The 15991-nt window shown below is 69.1% G+C and carries 14 protein-coding genes and 1 tRNA gene; 11 read left to right on the top strand and 4 right to left on the bottom strand.

Going from position 1 to position 15991, the window contains the following annotated elements:
• Nucleotides 1-192: 192 nt before the first annotated feature.
• The 8 genes from obgE (at nucleotide 193) to VHB92_RS07955 (ending at nucleotide 7024) form a co-directional block, all read left to right on the top strand.
• On the top strand, nucleotides 193-1707 hold the full coding sequence (obgE, locus tag VHB92_RS07990) for a GTPase ObgE (protein ID WP_325453090.1): 1515 nt from the start codon (nucleotides 193-195) through the stop codon (nucleotides 1705-1707).
• A gap of 4 nt (nucleotides 1708-1711) precedes the next feature.
• Complete coding sequence (proB, locus tag VHB92_RS07985; RefSeq protein WP_325453088.1) at nucleotides 1712-2545, top strand: glutamate 5-kinase; 834 nt, start codon at nucleotides 1712-1714, stop codon at nucleotides 2543-2545.
• 94 nt (nucleotides 2546-2639) lie between these two features.
• Nucleotides 2640-3926, top strand: a complete 1287-nt coding sequence (locus tag VHB92_RS07980; RefSeq protein WP_325453086.1) for a glutamate-5-semialdehyde dehydrogenase — start codon at nucleotides 2640-2642, stop codon at nucleotides 3924-3926.
• Between the two features lie 100 nt (nucleotides 3927-4026).
• Nucleotides 4027-4263 carry a hypothetical protein gene (locus VHB92_RS07975; RefSeq protein ID WP_325453084.1) on the top strand — a complete coding sequence of 79 codons (237 nt, stop codon included), beginning with the start codon at nucleotides 4027-4029 and terminating at the stop codon, nucleotides 4261-4263.
• A 12-nt stretch (nucleotides 4264-4275) separates the two neighbouring features.
• A complete protein-coding gene (nadD, locus tag VHB92_RS07970) occupies nucleotides 4276-4896 on the top strand; it encodes a nicotinate-nucleotide adenylyltransferase (RefSeq protein WP_325453082.1) in 621 nt (206 codons plus the stop codon).
• A 239-nt stretch (nucleotides 4897-5135) separates the two neighbouring features.
• On the top strand, nucleotides 5136-6383 hold the full coding sequence (locus VHB92_RS07965; RefSeq protein ID WP_325453080.1) for a hypothetical protein: 1248 nt from the start codon (nucleotides 5136-5138) through the stop codon (nucleotides 6381-6383).
• A 114-nt stretch (nucleotides 6384-6497) separates the two neighbouring features.
• A complete protein-coding gene (gene rsfS / locus VHB92_RS07960) occupies nucleotides 6498-6872 on the top strand; it encodes a ribosome silencing factor (RefSeq protein WP_325453078.1) in 375 nt (124 codons plus the stop codon).
• Nucleotides 6873-6948: 76 nt separating this feature from the next.
• A tRNA-Ala gene (locus VHB92_RS07955) sits at nucleotides 6949-7024 on the top strand.
• 66 nt (nucleotides 7025-7090) lie between these two features.
• On the opposite strand, the gene VHB92_RS07950 is transcribed toward VHB92_RS07955, so the two are convergent.
• From VHB92_RS07950 to VHB92_RS07940, 3 genes are all read right to left on the bottom strand, one after another.
• Nucleotides 7091-7930, bottom strand: a complete 840-nt coding sequence (locus VHB92_RS07950) for a MerR family transcriptional regulator (protein WP_325453076.1) — start codon at nucleotides 7928-7930, stop codon at nucleotides 7091-7093.
• 273 nt (nucleotides 7931-8203) lie between these two features.
• Nucleotides 8204-9217: an LLM class flavin-dependent oxidoreductase gene (locus VHB92_RS07945; RefSeq protein ID WP_325453074.1), complete on the bottom strand. Its 1014-nt coding sequence runs from the start codon at nucleotides 9215-9217 to the stop codon at nucleotides 8204-8206.
• Between the two features lie 43 nt (nucleotides 9218-9260).
• A complete protein-coding gene (locus VHB92_RS07940; protein ID WP_325453072.1) occupies nucleotides 9261-10427 on the bottom strand; it encodes a hypothetical protein in 1167 nt (388 codons plus the stop codon).
• Nucleotides 10428-10631: 204 nt separating this feature from the next.
• Between VHB92_RS07940 and VHB92_RS07935 the strand changes: the two genes are divergently transcribed.
• Nucleotides 10632-12041: a DHA2 family efflux MFS transporter permease subunit gene (locus VHB92_RS07935; RefSeq protein ID WP_325453070.1), complete on the top strand. Its 1410-nt coding sequence runs from the start codon at nucleotides 10632-10634 to the stop codon at nucleotides 12039-12041.
• On the opposite strand, the gene VHB92_RS07930 is transcribed toward VHB92_RS07935, so the two are convergent.
• A complete protein-coding gene (locus VHB92_RS07930; RefSeq protein WP_325453068.1) occupies nucleotides 12001-12849 on the bottom strand; it encodes a UbiA family prenyltransferase in 849 nt (282 codons plus the stop codon). The genes VHB92_RS07935 and VHB92_RS07930 overlap by 41 nt on opposite strands.
• Before the next feature lie 91 nt (nucleotides 12850-12940).
• On the opposite strand from VHB92_RS07930, the gene VHB92_RS07925 reads away from it, so the two are divergent.
• Together VHB92_RS07925 and VHB92_RS07920 are read left to right on the top strand one after the other, a co-directional pair.
• Nucleotides 12941-13948, top strand: a complete 1008-nt coding sequence (locus tag VHB92_RS07925; RefSeq protein WP_325453066.1) for a LacI family DNA-binding transcriptional regulator — start codon at nucleotides 12941-12943, stop codon at nucleotides 13946-13948.
• A 271-nt stretch (nucleotides 13949-14219) separates the two neighbouring features.
• Nucleotides 14220-15956 (top strand): alpha-amylase family glycosyl hydrolase, encoded by a 1737-nt coding sequence (locus VHB92_RS07920; RefSeq protein ID WP_414653083.1) that lies wholly within the window; start codon nucleotides 14220-14222, stop codon nucleotides 15954-15956.
• Nucleotides 15957-15991 lie beyond the last annotated feature (35 nt).

The following is a 15991-nucleotide window of genomic DNA, read 5'->3' as shown; positions in this document are numbered from 1 at the left end:
CTTGCACGCTTTGCCGAACCGATGGAGTCAGTCGGAGCGCGAAGCGCGAACACTGACCAGTCCTGTGACGAACACAGCCGATGGGCGGGCCTCGTGCCCGCCCATCCGTGTTTGCACGGCCGGAACAAGGCGTGACCGCCTCCCGGCATCCATCGATCCAGTGAGAGCCCGCGTGCGGGCGAGAGGAGCATCATGGCGACGTTCGTCGACACCGTGACGCTGCACTTGCGGGCGGGCCACGGCGGCAACGGGTGCGTCTCGGTGCGCCGCGAGAAGTTCAAACCCCTGGCCGGACCCGATGGCGGAAACGGCGGGCACGGCGGAGACATCGTGCTCGTGAGCGATCCGGGCGTGACCACGCTCCTCGGCTACCACAGGCATCCGCACCGTTCCTCGGAAAGCGGCGGCTTCGGCATGGGTGACAACCGCAGCGGGGCGTCGGGAGCCGACCTCCAGCTGCCAGTTCCGGTCGGCACCGTCGTGAAGGATGCCGACGGCCAGACTCTCGTCGACCTCGACCAGCCGGGCATGCGGTTCGTGGTCGCGCCCGGCGGCCAGGGCGGACTCGGCAATGCGGCGCTCGCCTCACCCAAGCGCAAGGCTCCGGGGTTCGCGCTGCTGGGCACGCCAGGCTGGGAGGGCGACGTCGTCCTCGAGCTGAAGACCGTCGCCGACGTCGCGCTCGTCGGATTCCCGTCGGCAGGCAAGTCGAGCCTCGTCGCATCACTTTCGGCCGCGAAGCCGAAGATCGCCGACTACCCGTTCACGACACTGCACCCCAACCTCGGTGTGGTTCAGGCGGGCGACGTGCGCTACACCATCGCCGACGTTCCCGGGCTCATCGAGGGTGCGAGCGAGGGAAAGGGGCTCGGCCTGGAGTTCCTGCGGCACGTCGAACGCTGCAGCGCCCTTCTGCACGTGCTGGACTGCGCGACGCTCGACCCGGGCCGCGATCCGATCACCGACCTCGACGTCATCCTTCGCGAGCTCGCCGCCTACCCCGTGCCCGAAGGCCAGGTGCCGCTGCTCGAGCGACCGCAGCTCATCGCGCTGAACAAGGTCGACGTGCCGGATGCCGAGGAGCTCGCCGCGTTCGTGCGCCCCGATCTCGAGGCGCGCGGCTACCGCGTCTTCGAGATCTCGACGGTGAGCCACGCGGGTCTTCGTGCTCTCTCGTTCGCGCTGGCCGAGGTGGTCGAGGAGGCCCGCAAGGCGGCGGCCGAGGACCTCGATGTGCGGCCCCGCATCGTGATGCGGCCGCGGCCGGTCGACGACAGCGGCTACGTCGTGCGCGTCGAAGGCGGGACGGATGGCCCGGTGTACCGCATCGTGGGCGCCAAGCCGGAGCGGTGGGTCGCGCAGACCGACTTCGCCAACGACGAGGCGGTCGGCTTCCTGGCCGACAGGCTCGCGAAGCTGGGCGTCGAGGACGAGCTCGTGAAAGCGGGTGCGGTCGCAGGGTCGACCGTGGTGATCGGCGAGGGCAACGGCGTGGTCTTCGACTGGGAGCCGACGCTCACCTCGACCGCCGAGCTCGTGACGTCGCCGCGCGGAACCGACGTGCGCCTCGACGACCATCACCGCCCGACGCGCGGCCAGCGCCGCGAGGAGTACCACGAGCGCATGGACGCCAAGGCGGAGGCGCGCGCCGAGCTGATCAGGGAACGTGAAGCCGGACTGTGGCGCGACGACGAGGAGGACTCGTAGGCAGATGGTGATCACCGACCGTTCGCTGGTGCCCTCTGCCCGGCGCATCGTGGTGAAGGTGGGGTCGTCGTCGATCAGTGGCGATAACGCGCACCAGATCGGCCCTCTGGTGGATGCGCTCGCGGATGCGCACGGGCGGGGGACGCAGGTGGTGCTCGTGTCGTCGGGCGCCATCGCGACGGGCATCCCGTATCTGTCTCTGAGCGAACGGCCCAACGATCTCGCTACCCAGCAGGCCGCCGCGGCCGTCGGGCAGAACGTGCTGATCTACCGCTACCAGGACAGCCTCGACCGTTACGGCATCGTCGCAGGCCAGGTACTCCTCACGGCCGGCGACCTGGAGAACCCGACGCACCGCTCGAACGCGCGCCGTGCCATGGAACGACTGCTCGACCTGCGCATCCTGCCCATCGTGAACGAGAACGACACGGTCGCCACGCATGAGATCCGCTTCGGTGACAACGACCGGCTCGCCGCCCTCGTGGCCACGCTGATCGGTGCCGACCTGCTCGTGCTGCTGTCCGACGTGGATGCGCTCTACACGCGACCGCCGCACGAGGCGGGCGCCGAACCCATCCCGTTCGTCTCGGCGGGCGATGGGCTCGACGGGGTCGAGATCGGTGCAACGGGGCTGGCCGGGGTGGGCACAGGGGGAGCCGTGACGAAGGTCTCCGCAGCGCGCCACGCTGCCGAGGCGGGAAGCGCCGTGCTGCTCACCTCGACGGCACTGGTCGCCGCCGCGCTGTCGGGGGAGCAGGTCGGAACCTGGTTCGCACCCCGCCTGGACCGCGATCGGATGGCGTCGGGCGGTTCCGCGACCTCTGCCATACCGGACTGAGCGTCCGGAACCGTCCGGACGGGTCGGCTGTGACCACCGACCCCTCGTCCGTTCCCACCCCGGGCCGGCGCGGTAGCCCGGATAAACTGGGCTCATGGCTCTCGACACGCTGGAATCCGCGCCGGTGGCGGACGCCTCCTCGTTCACGCGTAAGCTCGAGGCGGCGAAGGCGGCATCCGTGCCACTGGCCACCGCGACGACGGCACAGAAGAACGATGCCCTGGAGCGGATCGCGCAGGCGCTCGAGGCGAACCAGGGCCGGATCATCCTGGCCAACGCCGACGACCTGCAGCGCGGGCGCGAGAGCGGGATGTCGCAGGGACTCCTCGATCGCCTCGCCCTCGACGAGCGTCGGATCGCCGGTCTTGCCGGTGCGGTGCGCGACATCATCGCGCTGCCCGACCCGGTGGGTGACTCCGTGCGGGGAAGCAGGCTGCCGAACGGTGTCGTCATCCAGCAGGTCAGGGTGCCGTTCGGCGTGGTCGGCGCCATCTACGAAGCACGGCCCAACGTCACCGTGGACATCGCAGCGCTCGCGCTGAAGAGCGGAAACGCGGCTGTGCTGCGCGGTGGACGCGCGGCACAGTCGAGCAACGCGGTTCTCGTCGAGCTCATCCAGGAGGCCATCGCCGCTGGAGGCATCCCGGCGGATGCCGTGCAGACCGTCGACGAGTTCGGTCGCGAGGGCGGAGCCCGCCTCATGACGGCAAGAGGTCTCGTCGACGTGCTCATCCCACGCGGAAGCGCCGAACTCATCCGCACCGTCGTCGAGTCCTCCACCGTGCCCGTCATCGAGACGGGCGCGGGAGTGGTGCACATCGTCTTGGACGAGAGCGCCAACGAGCAATGGGCCGTCGACATCGTGCGCAACGCGAAGGTGCAGCGGCCCAGCGTGTGCAATGCCGTCGAGACCGTGCTCGTGCACCGCGCGGCGGCGGAGCGCCTGCTTCCGCCCGTGCTGAACGCGCTGCGCGCCGAGGGCGTCACCGTGCACGCCGATGACCGCGCCAGGGCGATCTTCCCCGACTCCGTGCCCGTCACCGACCACGACTGGTCGACGGAGCACATGAGCCTCGACGTCTCGGTCGGAGTCGTGGATTCGCTCGATGACGCGATCGCGCACATCCGCCGGTACTCGACGCAGCACACCGAATCGATCATCACCGACGACCTCGGCAACGCGGAGCGCTTCCTGGCCGAGGTGGACTCAGCGGTCGTCATGGTGAACGCCTCGACCAGGTTCACCGACGGCGGCGAATTCGGGTTCGGCGCCGAGGTCGGCATCTCCACGCAGAAGCTGCACGCGCGCGGCCCCATGGGCCTGTCCGAGCTCACCAGCACCAAGTGGATCGTGCGGGGTACGGGTCAGATCCGGTCGTGACCTCCCGTCGGTGACGCGCCGCCTGGCGCGGCCCGCGGCACCTGAAGGAAGTTCATGAGTAGACTTGTACCCTGGCGTCAGCCGTGAAAGGAAGAGTCGCATGTCGTTCGTCGCAGCATCCATCGCCGAGGCAAGCAACCCGGTTTTCGGGGTGGAGCCCTGGGTGCTCGGGATCGTCGTTCTGTGCTTCTTCGCGGCACTCGCCTTCGTGACCTGGACCTATCGTGACGTCGCGAACCGGCACAGCCACCGGCCCGACCCGGATGCCGCGGAGCACGCCGGTGCGCCTGGCGCGTATCACCACGGAAGCGGACACCCCACGACGCAGGATCACTGACCGGCGAGCTCCATGCGGCCGTCAACGACCACGGGACCGTCAGGAGAGCGCCGTCGGCGTCTCGGCGTGATGGGTGGAACGTTCGACCCCATCCACCATGGGCACCTGGTGGCCGCCAGCGAGGTGGCTCAGTCGTTCGACCTCGACGAGGTCGTCTTCGTGCCGACCGGTCAGCCCTGGCAGAAGGGCCACGTGACCGAGGCCGAGCATCGCTACCTCATGACCGTCATCGCAACGGCATCCAACCCGCGCTTCACCGTGAGCCGCGTCGATATCGACCGCGGCGGACCGACCTACACGATCGACACGTTGCGCGACCTGCAGGCGTCGCGGCCGGACACCGACCTGTTCTTCATCACCGGAGCGGACGCCATAGCCCAGATCCTCAGCTGGCGAGACGTCGAGGAACTCTGGAAACTGGCCCATTTCGTCGCTGTGAGTCGTCCGGGACATCTGTTGGAAGTGACGGGTCTCCCCAACGGAGACGTAAGCTTGTTGGAGGTTCCAGCATTGGCGATCTCGTCGACCGACTGTAGGGACCGTGTCAGCAGGGGGTTCCCTGTCTGGTACCTCGTACCCGATGGAGTTGTCCAGTACATCTCCAAGCATCACCTTTATCGGAGTGTGGCATGACGTCGTGGCCAGACCAGCCGCCACAGACGCGGCGACAGGCTAGGGAGAGTTGGCGCGCCGCCGAGCGCGAGCTGGACTCGTCGACCCCCGAGCAGCCGAAGCCCACCTCTCGTCGCGCAGCCACCGCCACCCCGACTCCCGCAGGCGAAGTACCCGACGTCGCGACTCCGTATTCGTTCTCCTCCACCGTTAGGGACACCTCGACTCAGCAGGACCATGGGCCCTCGGATGCGCCGCCCGTGCGACCGCGCGCACCTCGATACGAGAACCTCTCCTTCGACAGCCTGCTGGCGGCGTCGCACGCCGGTGGTCCGATGGGCTCGGCGCCCGCCGAACAGCGCTCGGCCGGCCGACCTGGAGCGGTCGCCGTCGCACCCGTGCCCGCCGATGACTCGGCAGCGGCGCGCAGCGCAGACGACGCTGCATCATCGTTCGCATCCCGTGCCACCCCTGCCGGCGCGGCGCCCGTCCCACCGGACCGCGCAAGCGAGGCCGACGCGGCTGCCGACACCGAGCCCGAGCAGCGTCCCGCGCCGGTGCTGCCGACGGTGTCTCCTGTCGACGGACATCCGCTCACGCGACGTGAGCTGCGCGCCATGCTGCAGGCTCAGGCCGCGAATCAGGCAGCATCCGCGAATCAGGCGGCGGAGGACGGGACGCCGGACTCCGGCGTTGCCGGCCAGTCCCACGCGGGCACGTCGGAAGCGCCGACGGGCCGAGCCGCCCAAGCGGCCGCCGCCGTGTCGCAACCTGACCGCGTCGAACTCCCCGCTTCGGTGGCGGAACCGGCCGAGCTCACGTCGCACCGGATCATCCCGCCCGCGACGCCTGCCCGTCGTGACGACAGCGCGGCGCAGACACCGATCACCGCCGTTCGGTCGACGCAGAACGCGTCGGCGGTCTCGCCGGTGGTTCTTCCGGAGACGTTCCCCGACGAGACGGTCGACGATCGTGCGGCAGGGGCCGAAACCGGTGGCCGCGTCGCCGGTCCCGCGACGGATCCGCAGCTCCGGGCCCGCGCTGCCGGGCACTGGTCGACCATGGGCGACGACGAGGACGCGACGGGCGGCACTCCGCGCTCCGCGGTGTCCACCGGAAGCGTGACGACGGCGAACGCGCTCATCCTTCCGTCGATCCCGGCGACCGGCTTGGCTACGTCGCCGCTCACCAGCACCGGAGAGGTGATGGTCACCGGCTCCATCGACCTTCCCAAGTCGCTGGGCGCCACGGGTCAGCATCCCGACCACTTCGACACGTCCGACATCGATCGGCTGTTCGAGGAGTCGGATGCGGCTCCCGCGACGTCCGGTGTCGCACCGGTGCGCGCGAGCAAGGCCGTGGCGACGCACACGTCCACTCGAGGCATGATCGCGCCGCCCAAGGCCAGAGGCAACAGGCTCCCCGTCGTGCTGGCTGTGACGGCGGCCTTCCTCGCGCTCGGTGTGGCAGCGCTCCTCGTCGCCGGCTTCGTCTTCCATGCCTTCTGAGCCATTCGCCTTCAGCACCATTGCTTTTCGACTCGCTGCCCGTCGTTGCGATGACGGCGCGCGGCAGCGAGCAGAACCAGACGACATCCCTCTGACATTCAAGGTGGTACCTGTATGACTGCGTCCGCGCGCTCGCGCGAACTTCTCCAGCTCGCGGCCGAGGCCGCCGATTCGAAGGCCGCGACCGACCTCGTCGCACTCGACGTGTCCGGTCCGCTGCCACTTGTCGACGTGTTCTTCCTCGCCTCGGGAAACTCCGAGCGCAACGTCATCGCGATCGCGGCAGAGGTGGAGGACCGGCTCAACGAAGCAGGAGCGAAGACGCTCCGCCGGGAGGGCCGGTCGGAAGGCCGCTGGATCCTGCTCGACTTCGGCGACCTCGTCGTGCACGTGTTCCACCAGGAGGACCGCACGTTCTACTCGCTCGAGCGGCTGTGGAAGGACTGCCCGACGGTGCCTTTCGAGCTCCCGGTCGCCCACGAGGCGTGAGCGTCGCCGATTCGTATCCGGTGCGGGCGATGTAGTACTCTGGTGAGGTTGTTCCGCACGGCGGAGCGGCCATCACGGGTCTGTGGCGCAGCTGGTAGCGCACCTGCATGGCATGCAGGGGGTCAGGGGTTCGAGTCCCCTCAGATCCACCATTCGGAACTCACGAAGGGCTCCGTCACCACCACGGTGACGGAGCCCTTCGCTCGTCGTCGGCGATTTCAGCCGCGCGACACCGGTTGCACGAGATCTGTGACCCATTCGGACTGCGGCCGGTCTGCTGGCGTCCAGTAGACCTCCCGGCAGACGCCGGCCAGTTCGTACCCCTGCTCGCCGGCCCAGGTCACGACCGCATCCCACGATTCGCCGATCGTGGCCATCTCACCTCGGTGCACGGTGACCGCAGCCTGCGCGATGGCGGGCAGCGTCTGCACGTCCAGTCCGTCGATGGACGCCGTGCCGTCGGGTACGACGAAACCGGCGGTGATGCGTGCGCCGGTGCCGTCACCGGACTCGTCGGCCTCGTAGAGCGCGATGGCTGGACCGAAGTCGGCGATGCCGGCTGCCTGGATGAGTGCGGCGGACTCGGGAAACATCGGCCCGACGACGGGGCCGATGTTGGCGGGGCCGAACCCTGGTGCCCGGCGGGTGAGCGTGGCGACTCGCTGGGCGTCGATGGATCGCACGTCCGCGGCGATCGTCTGTGCGGTGGGCATGACTGTCTCTCCTCTGATTCGGCGGAGGTTCGCGTCGAGCCGGCGCAGGCGTGCGTGGGCGGCCGCGATCGTCGTCTCCAGCTCGAGCCGAGCCGATTCCAGGATCTCTTGGATCTCGGTGTCTGCCGGCTCGCCCCAGACGACCCGCGCGACCTGCTCCAGCGTGAGACCCAGGCCCTTGAGCTCGACGATGCGGGTGAGCGTCGTGAGCTGCATGGCCGTGTAAGCGCGGTATCCCGTGTTCGGGTCCACGTGCGCGGGGCGCAGCAAGCCGATCTGGTCGTAGTGGCGGAGCATCCGTACGGAAACCCTGCCGATCGACGCGAACTCTCCAATGGTCAACATGACATCTCCGAGCGTGAGGCCTGACACCGTGTGAGAGTCAACACCATCGAAAGGCGCACCATCGAGCGTTGAGCTCGCCGAAACCCGGCGGTGCGGCTGCCGGCGGTTTCGACGAGCTCAACCGACGGCACCGAGGGTTGAGCCTGTCGAAGCCCGGCGGCGGTTTCAACGGGCTCAATCGGCCGTATCGAGGGTTGAGCCTGTCCAAACCCGGGCGGTATCGGCTGGTGGCGGTATCGACAGGCTCGACCGGCGGGGGAACCGTAGCAGGACTCAGCCGAGGGCGGGCTTGATGTCGCGCACGATGGACTCCAGGATGCGCGCATTGAAATCGACGCCGAGCTGGTTCGGCACCGTGATGAGGATCGTGTCGGCCTCCTGCACCGCGGCATCCTGCGCGAGTTCGGCGGCGATGACGTCCGGCTCGCCGATGTAGCTGCGACCGAAACGGGCGAGTTCGTCGCCGATGTAGCCTACCTGATCCTGCGCGTCGGCTTGGGCGCGCAATCCGAAGTACCGCTGGGTCTCGTCGTCGATGATGGGCAGGATGCTTCGCGACACGGAGACGCGCGGCTCCCGTTCGTGCCCGGCCTGACGCCAGGTGTCGCGGAACAGTCGCACCTGCTCGGCCTGCAGCTCGGACAGCGGCACCCCGGTGTCCTCCGTGAGCAGCGTGGAGCTCATCAGATTCATGCCATGTTCGGCCGTCCAGGCGGCCGTCGCCCGGCTTCCCGCTCCCCACCAGATGCGTTCGGGCAGCGTCTCCGATCGTGGCTCGATCCGCAGCGGAACCCGCTGACCGGTCATCTGCGGGTTGGAGTACACGAGACCTGCTCCCGCTATCGCCGCACGGAACAGCTCGGTGTGCGAACGGGCCATGTCGGCATCCGTCTCGTCCTCGCCCGGGGTGAAGCCGAACGACTCGTAGCCCTTGTCGGCCGTCTCCGGTGAGCCCCGGCTGATGCCCAGTTGCAGCCTGCCGCCGGCGATGAGGTCGGCGGCGGCCGCGGACTCCGCAGCGTACAGCGGGTTCTCGTACCGCATGTCGATCACCGCCGTGCCGATCTCGATGCGCGACGTACTGGCACCGATCGCGGCCAGAAGCGGGAACGGCGAGGCGAGCTGCGGCGCGAAGTGATGGACGCGCACGAACGCGCCGTCTGCACCGACCTCCTCTGCGGCCTGCGCGAGCTCGATGGTCTGCAGCAGCGCGTCGGATGCCGTGCGCACGACGGAGCCGCGAGCCGGCGACCAGTGACCGAACGACAGGAAACCTATGCGTTTCACTACATCCTCAGCAGCCACAGGCGATCAGCTATTCCTCGCGCGATCAGTACCAGTGCGGGTTCTCGGAGAGCTCGTGGTCCCAGGCGGCACAGGGTGAGCCGTACCGGCCCGAGATGTACGAGAGGCCCCAGCGGATCTGCGTGTTCCCGTTCGTCATCCAGTCGCCGCCGGCGCTCGCGAGCTTGTCCGCGGGCAGCGACTGCGGGATGCCGTACGCGCCGCTGGAGGAGTTGTACGCGTTCCAGCGCCAGTTCGACTCCATGTTCCACAAGCTGACGAGGCACGACATCTGGCCCTGGCCCCACCCGTAGCTGCCGAGGATGCTGCTCGCGTACGCCTGGGCGGCGCCGGCCGTGCACCCCCCGGTGCAGGAAGCAGAAAGGTCGACGTCGCTGTCGCTCCCGCCTCCGGTCGATGCACTCTGGTTCTGGGCATCCCGGGCGAGACCCGCTCTGCGCTGCGCATCGAGCTGCGCGGCCTGCGCGTTCAGCGTGGCGGCCTGGGCCTGCAGCACGGCACCCTGAGCCTGCTCGGCCGCCAGCGCCGAGTCCGCCGCGGCCTTCGCGGCTTGCGCCGCCTTGTACTTGCTGTCGGCATCCTGCTCGAGGCCCGCTCGGATGCCTTCCGCCTGTTTCGCCTGCGCCTGAAGCGACGTCACGATGTTCTGCTTCTGCTTCGCGTAGGTCTGCAGCTGCGAGATGTGCCCGGTCAGCTGGCTCATCGACCCTAGCTGATCGAGGAGGTTGTCGCTCGTGCCGTTGTCGAGCAGGAGCTTGGCCGTGAGGCTTCCGCCACCGGAGATGTAGAGCTGCGACGCGAGCTTGCCGTACTGCGTCTTGGCCTGGGTGGCATCCTTCTGCGCGCTTGTCACCTGCTGGTTGATGGTGTCGAGCTTGGCGGTCTGGGCGTCCAACGCATCCTTGGCCTGCGTGTATTCGAACTGCTTCTTCAGCTCGTCGGCCGCCGCCGCCTGAGCCGCCTGCTGCAGCCCGTCGATCAGGCTCGCGATCTTGGCGTACTCCGCCTGGGCGGCCGCCGCGTTGGCCTTTGCTGCCTGCACCTCGTCCCAGCTGGGGTAGTCGTCTGCGCGTGCCGGCCCCGCCGTCACCAGAGGTATCGCCACCGCGGCGACGGCGCCGAGGACCACGAGGCGCGCGCGGATGCCGACGGGTCGTCTCCCCGTCGTCGCGATCTCGTTGCGCGCAGCCACGGTCTCCACCCTAAGCAGGGTGAGGCTGCGTTCCGTGGCCATCGCCCGGCATGCCGCTTCGTGCTTCGGCGCGTGCTGCGGCCGCGAGTGGGGAGCCGGCTGCGGCGCGAATGGAGAGAGTGCGGACCCCGGAGCACCGCTCGCACGGCTCACAGCGCCGACCAGGGGGAGCGGATGACACCCGTGAGTGCTTGACTGGCGTTCGTGAGCTCCCTGCAACGTGCCGTGCTGACCGTGGCGATCCTCGCCTCGCTCGTCGCCTTCCTCGATGGCTCGGTCGTCAACGTCGCGCTTCCGGCCATCGAGCGGGAGCTGGGCGGCGGGCTCGTGCTGCAGCAGTGGGTGGTGGATGCCTACCTCATCACGCTGGGTGCGCTCATCCTGCTCGCCGGCTCGCTCTCCGACGCGTTCGGACGCAAGCGCATCATGATGATCGGGTTGTTCGGCTTCGGCCTCGCGTCGATCGCGTGCGCGCTGGCGCCGGACGGCGTGTCGCTCGTCGTCTTCCGGGCGGTGCAGGGGATAGCCGGCGCGCTGCTCGTGCCGAGCTCGCTCGCGCTCATCATCCAGGTCTTCAGCCAGGACGACCAGCCGAAGGCGATCGGCAGGTGGACGGCCTGGACGTCAGCCGCGATGCTGGCCGGGCCGCTTCTCGGCGGCCTCTTCGTGGACACGCTGTCGTGGCGCCTCGTGTTCTGGATCAACCCGCTGCCGATCGCCGTGACGGTGCTCATCCTCTGGCGCGTGCAGCTGGACCACAAGCACGCCCACGGCAATGTCGACTACGCCGGAGCCGTGCTCGGTGCGGTCGGTCTCGGCGGAGTGGTCTTCGCACTCATCGAACAGGGGCAGGTCGGCTGGTCCAGTCCGCTGGTGTGGGCGGTAGGACTGATCGGATGCCTGGCCCTCGCCGCGTTCACGGTGGTCGAGTTGCGCAGCACGCATCCCATGCTCCCGTTCACCCTCTTCCGCATCCGCAACTTCGGCGTCGGCAACCTCGCCACGCTCGTCGTCTACGGCGCGTTGTCGCTCGGCACGCTCATGATCGGCATCTACCTGCAGGAGGTGGCCGGGTATCCCGCGACGTTCGCCGGCCTCGCGCTCATTCCGCCCACCGTCGTGATGCTGCTCCTCTCCGGCCGGTTCGGCGCGCTCTCCGGCAAGATCGGCCCGCGCTTGTTCATGGGGGTCGGTCCCGTGGTCGCCGCCGGAGGCTTCGCGCTCATGCTCATGATGGGCACCCAGGTGAACTACTGGGTCGAGCTGCTGCCCGGCATCCTCGTGTTCGGCCTGGGCCTGTCGATCACCGTCGCACCGCTCACTGCGGCCATCCTGGGCGCCGTTCCGCCGGAACACGCCGGCATAGGATCGGCGATCAACAACGCCGTCGCCAGGATCGCGGGCCTCGTCGCCGTGGCGTGCGCCGGGCTCATCGTGGCCGGCCCGCTCGGACAGGCCGGACTTCAGCGCGTGCTCATCGTCTGCATCGTGCTGCTCGTCATGGGCGGCGTCGTCTCCGCCATCGGGATCGAGAACAAGAAGGCGCCTGCGCAAGCAGACCTGCCTCCCGCCTTCACGCCGCCAGTACCGAGCCAGCAGCCACCAGCGCGATGACGTCGACGACGGCGCTGCCCATGATAAGCCGCATGAGCCACCTCGTCCGGCTGCCGCGCAGCGTGAGTCCCACGCCCGCCGCCGCGATGAGCACGGTGAGCACGGCTCCCGCCACCACCGGCGCGGCCGGCCAGCCCCGAAGTCCCGATGCCAGTGCGCCGACGGCGATCACGATGCCGACGAGTGCCAGCAGACCGAAGGCGACGAGGCCGCCTGCCGTGGCGCCGAGCAGGTGGCCGAAGCCCCGCACACCCGTCGCACGGTCCTGCTCGAGGTCGGGCAGCACGTTCGTGATGTGCGCGGCAGCGCCCAGCAGGCATCCGGCCGTCACCACCCACCAGGCGGGAATCCGGGGCTCGAGCGCTCCCAGCGTCACGATGGCAGGCAGCAGGCCGAAGCTGACGACGTAGGGCAGCACGGAGAGCACGCTCCGCTTCAGCCAGGCGTTGTAGCTCCACGCGCTGAGCAGGGCCAGCGCGTGCGCCGCCAGAGCGAGCGGGCCGAGCGCCGCAGTGAGCAGCAGGGCTGAGGCGAGAGCGATCCAGGCGGCGACACCGACGGTTCGGCGTGAGACGAGTCCGAGGGCGACCGGCTTGTCGGCGCGCGCCACCGCGCGGTCTCTGGCGGCATCGATCCAGTCGTTGGACCAGCCGACCGAGAGCTGGCCGGCGAGGATAGCGGCCGTCAGCATGACGAGCCGGCCAGGCGGGTAGGAGACGGATGCCGCCAGCACGGCCGCGACGGCCGTCACGACGAGCGCGGGCCCCGGGTGACTCGCTCGCGCGAGACCTCGCAGGGCTGCCGGCATGAAGGACATGTTAGATCGAGTGGGACACCGTCTCTGCGCGGCACCCGTCGGCTTCTTGCGTAATCCCGCAAAGGTTTGCAACGATGGCTGCATGGCGAAGCGTCTGGCCGAGGTGGCTCGCAAGGTGGGAGTGAGCGAGGCGACCGTGAGCCGCGTTCTCAACGAGAAGCCCGGGGTGAGCGAGGCCACCCGCCAGGCAGTGCTCACGGCCCTCGACGTGCTCGGCTACGAGCGGCCGACGAAACTGCGTGGAGAGCGGGCGCGACTCGTGGGTCTCGTACTCCCCGAGCTGTCGAATCCGATCTTCCCCGCGTTCGCCGAAGTGGTCGGCGGCGCGCTCGCGCAGAACGGATACACGCCGGTGCTGTGCACGCAGACGGCAGGCGGCATCTCCGAATCGGACTACGTGAACCTGCTCCTGGAGCAGCACGTGTCCGGCGTCGTGTTCGCAGGCGGTCTCTACACCCAGGAGCTCGGATCGCACGAGCACTACGACAGGCTGCGCGACGTCGATCTCCCGACCGTGCTGGTCAGTGCGCCGATCGACGGCATCGGGTTCCCCACCGTCTCGTGCGACGACCGGGTCGCCACGCAGCTCGCCATCAGGCATCTCCTGCAGCTCGGCCACACGCGTATCGGGTTCGTGCTCGGCCCGCCCGACCACGTGCCCTCCAAGCGCAAGTACGAGGCGGCGCAGCAGGAGCTCCACGATGCCGGGCTCGAGTTCGACGACAGCCTCGTCGTGCGCTCGCTCTACTCGCTGGAGGCCGGCCAGGCCGCGGCCGTCCAGCTGGTGCGCGCCGGGGTCACCGCCATCGTCACCGCCAGCGATCCGCTCGCGCTGGGTGTCATCCGGGCCGTGCGGAGAGCTGGTCTCAGCGTGCCAGACGACGTGTCGGTGGTGGGATACGACGACTCGGCTCTGATGGGATGCGTCGAGCCGCCGCTGACCACGGTGCGGCAGCCGATCGAACCCATGGGCCGCATGGTGATGGAGCTCCTGACCCAGCAGATCAGCGGCGTGCGCCCCTCGGTCGACGAGTTCCTGTTCGAGCCGGAGCTCGTCGTGAGGGCGTCGACGTCGCCGGTTCGCCGCTGACAGAGAGGCGCCGAGCACCGCACACTCGCGGGGTTCCGCGCGTGCGCATCGGTTCTGTGCGTGCAAACAGACGCAATTTCACGCAAGCCAATTGCCAAATGGTTAGTTCTTGCGTCATCTTGTCGAGATAGCTACTTTTGGCTTTCAAGCCTCCGGTCAACCGTGTCGCGTGGCCCTTCAACCCGCTCTTCTGTTCCGGCATCGCCGCCTTGCGCGGCCGTGCCGCCGCCCCAGAAAGGCTCCTTCAGTGGACCTTCCCGTTGCCGATGCCGTGCGCGCTCATCCGCCGGCGCCCGTCGAACAGGCGGCGGCCGCCGGCCGTCCGTCGCCGTCGTCGGACGATCCCGCGTGGTGGCGCAGTGCAGCCATCTACCAGATCTACCCCCGCAGCTTCGCGGACGGGAACGGTGACGGAGTGGGCGATCTCGCCGGCGTGCGATCCCGTCTCGGCTATCTGAAGGATCTCGGAGTCGACGCCATCTGGTTCACGCCGTGGTACGCGTCGCCGCTCGCCGACGGCGGCTACGACGTCGCCGACTACACCTCGATCGATCCGCGCTTCGGCACGCTCGAGGAGGCGGAGGCACTGATCAGGGATGCGCTGGCGCTCGGCATCCGCACCATCATCGACATCGTCCCCAACCACATCTCCGACCGGCACCCCTGGTTCCAAGCGGCGCTGGCAGCGGGGCCGGGCTCGCCGGAACGCGAGCGGTTCTGGTTCCATCCGGGGCGAGGAGCGGACGGCTCCGAGCCTCCGACTCACTGGGTGTCGAACTTCTCGGGCGAGACCTGGACGCGCACGACGAATCCCGACGGAACGCCAGGGGAGTGGTTCCTGCACCTCTTCACCCCGCAGCAGCCCGACCTGAACTGGAATCACCCCGACGTGCGCCGCATGCACGAGGACGTTCTGAGGTTCTGGTTCGATCGAGGCGTCGGCGGGGTGCGCATCGACTCGGCGGCGCTGCTCGTGAAAGACGAGAGCCTGCCGGAGGTGCCGGAGACCCCGGGCCCCGGTGAACACCCGACGCAGGATCGCGACGAGCTCCACGACATCTACCGGAACTGGCGCGCGATCGCGGACTCCTATCCGGGCACCAGAGTGCTGGTGGGAGAGATCTGGCTGCCCGACATCGAGCGCTTCGCCAAGTACCTGCGGCCCGACGAGCTGCACACGGCCTTCAACTTCGAGTTCCTCGCCCGACCGTGGGATGCCCGTGAGCTGCGCGAGTCGATCGACGCCACGCTGCGCGCGCACGCGCCGGTCGGAGCACCCTCCACGTGGGTGCTCTCCAATCACGACGTCACGAGGCCCGTCACCAGGTACGGACGTGACGACACGTCGTTCGCGTTCGCGAAGAAGCGCACAGGGACGCCGACCGACCTGGCATCCGGAACCAGGAGGGCTCGCGCGGCCGGGCTGCTCACGGCTGCCCTTCCCGGTGCCCTCTACCTCTATCAGGGCGACGAGCTCGGGCTGCCCGAGGTGGAGGACCTGCCCGAGGAGGTGCTGGAAGACCCCATGCACTTCCGCTCCGGCGGGGTGGATCCCGGGCGGGACGGATGCCGGGTGCCCCTCCCGTGGAGCGGGGTCGCGTCGCCGTTCGGGTTCAGCCCCCGCTATGCCACGGCCCGGCCGTGGCTGCCGCAGCCCGCGAACTGGGCGTCCCTCACCGTGGAGGCGCAGCAGGCGGACCCGTCGTCGATGCTCTGGCTCTACAGGCAGGCGCTCCGCCTCAGGCGCGCGCTCAACGCAGCTGCAGGCGGCGCCTTCGCGTGGCGCGACCTGGCCGACGGCATCCTCGCATTCCGACGCGGCGAGCGATTCCTGTCGGTCACCAACCTGACCGGGGTGAGCGTCCAGCTGCCTGAGAACGACGGCATCCTGCTGGCCAGCAGCCCGCTCGATCGGGGACTGCTGCCCCCGGACGCCACGGTCTGGCTTCGCACCGACCCCGACGGGACGCATCGCGCTCGGCACACCGGCCGCAGGGACAGCACATGACGGCACGGTCCGGCCCGACACCGACCCCCGTCCTC

Source organism: Humibacter sp., from assembly GCF_035547335.1.
Classification (GTDB): Bacteria; Actinomycetota; Actinomycetes; order Actinomycetales; family Microbacteriaceae; genus Humibacter.
Note: the sequence above shows the minus strand (reverse complement) of the source record. Positions and strands in the feature narration are given on the sequence as shown.

Bases quoted from the DNA above. Each gene is read 5' to 3' on its own strand.
- VHB92_RS07950 (WP_325453076.1), bottom strand. From the start codon at position 7,930: ATGTTGACCATTGGAGAGTTCGCGTCGATCGGCAGGGTTTCCGTACGG.
- VHB92_RS07975 (WP_325453084.1), top strand. From the start codon at position 4,027: ATGTCGTTCGTCGCAGCATCCATCGCCGAGGCAAGCAACCCGGTTTTC.
- rsfS (WP_325453078.1), top strand. From the start codon at position 6,498: ATGACTGCGTCCGCGCGCTCGCGCGAACTTCTCCAGCTCGCGGCCGAG.
- proB (WP_325453088.1), top strand. From the start codon at position 1,712: ATGGTGATCACCGACCGTTCGCTGGTGCCCTCTGCCCGGCGCATCGTG.
- VHB92_RS07980 (WP_325453086.1), top strand. From the start codon at position 2,640: ATGGCTCTCGACACGCTGGAATCCGCGCCGGTGGCGGACGCCTCCTCG.
- nadD (WP_325453082.1), top strand. From the start codon at position 4,276: ATGCGGCCGTCAACGACCACGGGACCGTCAGGAGAGCGCCGTCGGCGT.
- VHB92_RS07930 (WP_325453068.1), bottom strand. From the start codon at position 12,849: ATGCCGGCAGCCCTGCGAGGTCTCGCGCGAGCGAGTCACCCGGGGCCC.
- obgE (WP_325453090.1), top strand. From the start codon at position 193: ATGGCGACGTTCGTCGACACCGTGACGCTGCACTTGCGGGCGGGCCAC.
- VHB92_RS07925 (WP_325453066.1), top strand. From the start codon at position 12,941: ATGGCGAAGCGTCTGGCCGAGGTGGCTCGCAAGGTGGGAGTGAGCGAG.